This is a genomic window from Corallococcus llansteffanensis, assembly GCF_003612055.1.
GTDB lineage: Bacteria > Myxococcota > Myxococcia > Myxococcales > Myxococcaceae > Corallococcus > Corallococcus llansteffanensis.
On record NZ_RAWB01000579.1, the window covers coordinates 1 to 6,247 of the forward strand.

The window sequence follows — 6,247 nt, forward strand, 5'->3', positions numbered from 1 at the left end:
GCGCTGGTGGTGCTGGGGGGCGAGGCCCTGGGCACCGGCGGGGTGCTGTCCCGCCGGGCCTGGAGGCACTTCGCGGCGGCCGGGGCGCTGTCCCTGGCCGCCGTGTTCATGCTCGCCCGGACCCTCTAGAGGGCCCCGGCGCAACGACCTCAGCCGATGTTCACCTGGCAGCTGTTGCGGCAGGTGTCGTTGTCGTTGGTGTTGGCGTCGTCGCAGGTCTCACCGAAGTCGAACTGGGTGACGCCGTCGCCGCAGCGGGCGTTCCAGATGCAGGTCAGGCTGCACTTGTTGTAGCCCGGCCCGTTGAGGTTGCCCTTGTCGCACTGCTCGCCCACGTCAACGTTGCCGTTGCCGCAGGTGGACTTGCACTCGGTGCGCTGGGTCTCGAAGTTGTTCAGGGTCAGCTTGTACGAGGACTGGGACGTGTGGCGCTCCGCCTGGAACACGACGACCTCGTAGATCTTGCCCTTCACCAGGCCCAGGTTGGAGACGGTGGCGGCATTCGCCAGGGACACCGTCCCGGACGTGGCGCCGTGCACGCCGCCCAGGTCCAGGGCGAGCTTGCGGTTGATGAACACCCACACGTCGTCGTCACCGAGGAACGTCAGCGTCTCCGTGCCCTTGAACTCGAACCAGTAGCGCGTCTCGCTGGTGAAGCTGAAGTTGCGCTTGATGCTGTTGTTGTCGTTGAGCAGGTTCTCCATGCCCAGGCCCACCCAGCCGCTGGCGTCGAGCGGGAAGAAGGTCTGGTCGTTGAACAGGTAGGAACCGTCGCCCTGCTTGTCCAGCTTCAGCGTGCCGACCTCGGTGACGTTGATCCTGCTCGCCGTGGGCTGGTCCCGGTACCACTGATCGAAGGCCACCTTGCCGTGGGTGGTGGTGGAGGCGACGCCGTCCTTGGCGTACACGGGCTTGCCGTCCGAGCCGAGCGTCGCGGCCACGATGCCCGTCTCCGTGCCGTTGGCGTCGTCGAAGTCCGGGTGGACGGTGGCGGGGTAGGAGCCACCGACGGGCTGACCCTTGCCGCGGAAGTCGCGGTACACGACGGGGATCTCCACCGTGGACGGCGGGGACTGGGTGATGCGGGTGCACGCGAAGCCATCCTCCAGCTTGCAGGTGGAGGAGCAGCCGTCGTTGGAGCGGACGTTCCCGTCATCGCACTGCTCGGTGGTGTCACCCGGGAGGATGACGCCGTCGCCGCAGCGGGCCTCGCAGGTGCCGTTCACGCACCGGGGCTCCAGCACGCACAGGACCGAGCAGCCGTCGCCCATGTCGTGGTTGCCGTCGTCGCACTGCTCGGTGCCTTCCTTGACGCCGTCGCCGCAGTTCGTCTTGGCGCACGGCTTGCCCGGCTCGCACTTGTAGCCCGGCTCCAGCCGGCAGACGTCGCTGCAGCCATCGCCCTTGGCGACGTTGCCGTCCTCGCACTCCTCTTCGCCGGCGACGATGGTGTCACCGCACTGCGCCGCCCTGCAGCGCTGACCCTGGAACGGGCAGGACCAGCCCGACTCAACGGTCTTGCAGTCCGCGGAGCAGCCGTCGCCGCTCACCTTGTTGCGGTCGTCGCACACCTCGGGTGGCTTCCCGGCGGCCGGGTCGCCCGGCTCCACGACGCCGTTGCCGCACGCCGTCCCGACCACGCACTTCTCGCCCGGGGTCGGACACTCGAAGCCGACCTCCACCTCGGTGCAGTCGTTCTTGCAGCCGTCACCGCTCACGGTGTTGCTGTCGTCACAGGCTTCGGTGGAGTGCTTCTTTCCATCGGCACAGACGGCGGGACCTTCGTCGGGGCCTGCATCCGGGCCTCCGTCCGTGACGGTGGTGCCACCATCTTCGTCCGGGCTGTCGTCGCCAGGGCAGGCCGTCAGCGTGAGCAGCAGGGAGGCGAGCACGAGGCCCGTGAAACGAAATCGAGAGGGGGAATGTTTCAGCATGAAACGGATGCTGGAAGCCCGTACCCCCGGGTGTCAAATAGATCAGGTGCCTTTGTACCCAGGCGGCGAGTGAAGCTGGAGAAAACCCGTACACCTGTACGGGTGTGCGGGCTTGGAGACCTTCCCCTGCGTCTCAAGGGCTCCAGCGCTACATGGACTCCAGTTCGCGTCCCTTGGTTTCCTTGATGTAGCGGACGGCGAAGAAGAGGGAGAACACGGCGGCGGCGGCATACAGGCCGTAGGCCCAGCCGAGCCCGAGGGCCCGGAGCGGTGGGAAGGTGGCCGACACCAGGAAGTTGGCCAGCCACTGCGCCATGGCCGCGACGGACAGCGCGAGCGCGCGGATGCGGTTGGGGAACATCTCGCCCAGCAGCACCCAGACGACGGGGCCCCACGAGAAGCCGAAGAAGACGACGTAGAGGTTGGCGGCGATGAGCGCAGTCGTGCCGGCGGCGCCCTGCAACGCGGGCCTGCCCGCGGCGTCCAGGGGCGCGGTGCCGAAGAGGTACGCCAGCAGGCCCAGCGTGAGCGCCATGCCGACGGAGCCGATGATGAGCAGTGGCTTGCGGCCCACCTTGTCCACGAAGACGATGGCGACGATGGTGGTGACGATGTTGGTGACGCTGGTGATGACGGTGATGATCAGCGAGTCCTGCTCGGAGAAGCCCACCGCCTGCCAGAGGACGCTGGAGTAGTAGAAGATGACGTTGATGCCCACGAACTGCTGGAGCATCGCGAGCACGATGCCGATCCACACGATGGGCTGGAGGCCGAACCGGCCGCCCTTCAGGTCCGCAAGGCGTGGCGTGTAGTGGGCGCGCAGCGAGTTGCGGATCTCCACGACCTTGGTGGGCGCGGTGTCTCCCTCGATGTCGTACAGGACGGTGAGGGCCTCCTGCTCACGGCCCTTGGCCACCAGGTAGCGGGGGGACTCGGGGATGAAGAGCGCGCCCAGGCCGTAGAGGAGGGCGGGCGGCAGGCCGCTGAAGAACATCCAGCGCCACCCGGTGATGCCGAACAAGCCCGGATTGGAGGCCGAGCCCGTCGCCCACGCGATGGCGAAGTCCCCCATCAGGGCCATGAAGATGCCCACCACGATGGCCAGCTGTTGCAGCGACGCGAGCCGCCCGCGCAGGTGCGCCGGGGCGATCTCCGCGATGTACGCGGGCACGACGACGCTCGCGGCACCCACGCCCAGGCCGCCCACCAGCCGCCAGAAGCTCAGGTCCCACAGCGAGAACGCGAACCCGGAACCCAGGGCGCTGAGGGTGAACATGACGGAGGCGACGATCATCGAGCGCGTGCGGCCAACGCGATCCGCGATGTGTCCCACGGAGAAGGCGCCAATCGCCGAGCCGATCAACGCGGACGACACCGCCAGGCCCAGCGCCCAGTTGCTCGCGGCGAACTCCGCCTGAAGGGCGCCGACGGTGCCGTTGATGACGGCCGTGTCGAAGCCGAAGAGGAAGCCGCCGATCGCGGCCACCACGGAGATGATGATGATCCGGCCGGCATGGGTCTCCGGCTTCGCGGTGGGCCGCCTGCCAGCAGGGGCATCCAGGACATCCGCCATGACGTGCTCCTTCCCAAGGGGCACGTCCTGCGCGGGGACTCAGGGGAGCAGCGGTCAATGCCTCCCGGTGTCTGGCACTCGCGTCTTGCACAACGGCCCTCTGCATAGGTGGCCTTCGCCCCTGCCCGAGGGCACCCTCGGGCGCCGCACCGCTGCACTGCCTGCCTGTGGGGGGAACGGAGTGGGGCCGGGAGCGGGGGACGCCCCCTCAGCCCTCGTCCCCAAGGCCGTACTCCTTGAGCTTGCGGGCCAGCGTGTTGCGGCCGATCTCCAGCGTCCGCGCCGCCGCGGTGCGGTTGCCCTTCACCGCCTCCAGCACGCGCAGGATGTGCTGGCGCTCCACCTCGGCCAGCGGCAGCAGGGCATCGCTCGCGGCCCTGGCGACCGGGGCCTCCGGAGACAGGGGCATCGCGGCAGACGGCGCGCGGTCGAGCGAGGGCAGGGGCAGGTGCTCCTCCAGGATCTCCCCCTCCGACAGCACGACGGCGCTCTCGATGCAGTTCTCCAGCTCGCGCACGTTGCCGGGCCAGCGGTAGCGCTTGAGGCGCTCCAGGGCCGCGACGCTCAGGCGGGGCGGTGGCAGGCGGTGGCGCCGGGCAGCGGTGGCGATGAAGTGGCGCGCGAGCCGCTCGATGTCCTCCGCGCCGCGCTCGCGCAGCGGGGGCAGCAGCAGCTCCACGACCTTGATGCGGTAGTAGAGATCCTCGCGGAACTTCCCCTCCGCCACCATGCGGGGCAGGTCCCGGTGGGTGGCGGCGACGATGCGCACGTCCACCTTGACGGGCTGCGTGCCGCCCACGCGCTCGAACTCGCGATCCTGCAGCACGCGCAGCAGCTTGCCCTGCACGGCCTGGGGTAGCTCCCCCAACTCGTCGATGAAGACCGTGCCGCCGTCGGCCGCCTCGAACTTGCCGGGCACGCGGTGGTCGGCGCCGGTGAAGGCGCCCTTCTCGTGGCCGAACAGCTCGTTCTCGATGAGCGATGCGGGCAGGGCCGCGCAGTCCACCTTCACGAAGGGCTTGTCGCGCCGGGGGCCGTTGACGTGGATGGCGCGCGCGAAGAGTTCCTTGCCGCAGCCGCTCTCGCCGCGCAGCAGCACCGTGGCGTCCGTGGGCGCGGCCTTCTGCACCAGGCGGTAGAGGGCCTTGAGGGGCGGGGCCTCGCCGATGATGCGGTTGAAGAAGTAGCCCACCGGGGCCTGCGGCTGATCCTTCGCCCGCTGGAGCTCCTGGTAGAGGCTCGTGGTCTGGAGGGCGGTGCTCACCTGGGCCGCGATGGCGGTGAGCTGCTGGGTGTCGTCCTCGGTGAAGGGCCCGCCGCCCCGGCGGTTGAGCACCTGGAGCACGCCGTACACGGCGCCAGCCGCGTCGCGCAGCGGCACCGCGGCGAGGCTGATGGTGCGGTAGCCCGTCATCCGGTCGATGTCCGCGAAGAAGCGGCGCTCGCCGCGCGGATCCGGTACGTGCACGGGCTCACCGGACTGCGCCACGTAGCCCGCCACGCCCTGGCCCAGCTTCACGCGGATCTGCGCGACCTCCGGCAGGTGCGCCGCGCGGCTGAACAGCTCACCGCGCGCCGGGTCCAACAACCACAGCGTGCCGCGGTCCGCCTGCAGGGTGATGGCGATGCGGTCCACGAGCGTCTGGAGGAAGGCATCCAGGTCCACCTCGCGCCCGACGAGTGCGCCGAACGGGAGCAGGACCTGCGTGACATCCGGCGGGGACGGGGGCATGGCGGCGGGCAGCGGCGGCAGCGTGAAGGGATTGCCCGGCACTGTAGCGCAGGGCTCGGGGCTCGGGAGGTTCATGCGCCCGCCGCGCGGCCCAGGAGCATGCGCTGGCCCTCGCGCGCGGGCTCCGTGAAGGGGAACAGGCCGCGCGCCTGCTGCGCCATGTCCTCCAGCAGGTCGTCCGCGTGCGCCGGATCATGGTGGAAGAGGAAGAGGCGCCCGGCGTGCAGGTCCTTGGCCACCTTGGCCGCGTCCATCATCGTCGAGTGGCCCCAGCCCTTCTTGGACATGCCCTTCTTCCCCTCGTACTCGTCGGGCGTGTACTGCGCGTCCAGGCACAGCGCGTCCGCGCCCTCGAAGTGGCGCGCCACGTCCGACGTGAGGCGCTCCGGCAACTCCACGTCCGTCGCGTAGACGAACGAGTGCCCGTCCGCCTCGACCCGATACGCCATGCAGCCGTCCGGGTGCGGCACGTCGATGGGCGTCACCTTGAACGGGCCCACCTCCACCGTGTGGCCGTGCAGCGCGGCGCCGAACGTCATCTTCGAGCGCATGGTGGACAGCGGCACCGGGAACTGCGGCGGACGCATCTGCTGCGACAGCGTGGACTCCAGCGCCTGCGCGCCGTTGGCTCCCGGGCCGTACAGCGTCAGCGACGTGGTGGGCAGGTACGCGGGCGTGAAGAAGGGGAAGCCCTGCACGTGGTCCCAGTGCAGGTGCGAGAAGAACATCGTCGCCTTCTGGGGCGCGCCCTCGCGCATCATCACCTCGCCCAGGGTGCGGATGCCCGTGCCCGCGTCGAGGATCAGCCGCTCGCCCTGGCTCGTCACCTCCACGCACGCCGTGTTGCCACCGATGCGTGAGCCCGACACCGCGATGCTGCCACGAACCCCGAAGAACCGGATTTCCATGATGTTCCTCCTGATGCTCCCGGCACCCTGGGGGGCGCCCTGACACGAGGGGGACAGAGCACGTCCGATGCCAGGGCCAAGGGGCTGGAATCACTGGGGG

The 6,247-nt window shown here is 69.6% G+C and carries 4 protein-coding genes; all 4 read right to left on the reverse strand.

Annotated features, from left to right (window positions below; translation table 11 throughout):
- Positions 1–149 precede the first annotated feature (149 nt).
- Positions 150–1,934, reverse strand: coding sequence for a DUF4215 domain-containing protein (locus D7V93_RS35570; RefSeq protein ID WP_120647591.1), 1,785 nt, complete (start codon positions 1,932–1,934; stop codon positions 150–152).
- A 148-nt stretch (positions 1,935–2,082) separates the two neighbouring features.
- A complete protein-coding gene (locus tag D7V93_RS35575) occupies positions 2,083–3,507 on the reverse strand; it encodes a sugar porter family MFS transporter (RefSeq protein WP_120647592.1) in 1,425 nt (474 codons plus the stop codon).
- Positions 3,508–3,715: 208 nt separating this feature from the next.
- A complete protein-coding gene (locus D7V93_RS35580; protein WP_120647593.1) occupies positions 3,716–5,314 on the reverse strand; it encodes a sigma-54-dependent Fis family transcriptional regulator in 1,599 nt (532 codons plus the stop codon).
- On the reverse strand, positions 5,311–6,147 hold the full coding sequence (locus D7V93_RS35585; RefSeq protein ID WP_120647594.1) for an MBL fold metallo-hydrolase: 837 nt from the start codon (positions 6,145–6,147) through the stop codon (positions 5,311–5,313). Before D7V93_RS35585 ends, D7V93_RS35580 begins: the two co-directional genes overlap by 4 nt.
- Positions 6,148–6,247: the final 100 nt, after the last annotated feature.

Coding starts and splice junctions, on each gene's coding strand:
- D7V93_RS35585 (WP_120647594.1), bottom strand. CDS start 6,147: ATGGAAATCCGGTTCTTCGGGGTTCGTGGCAGCATCGCGGTGTCGGGC.
- D7V93_RS35575 (WP_120647592.1), bottom strand. CDS start 3,507: ATGGCGGATGTCCTGGATGCCCCTGCTGGCAGGCGGCCCACCGCGAAG.
- D7V93_RS35570 (WP_120647591.1), bottom strand. CDS start 1,934: ATGCTGAAACATTCCCCCTCTCGATTTCGTTTCACGGGCCTCGTGCTC.
- D7V93_RS35580 (WP_120647593.1), bottom strand. CDS start 5,314: ATGAACCTCCCGAGCCCCGAGCCCTGCGCTACAGTGCCGGGCAATCCC.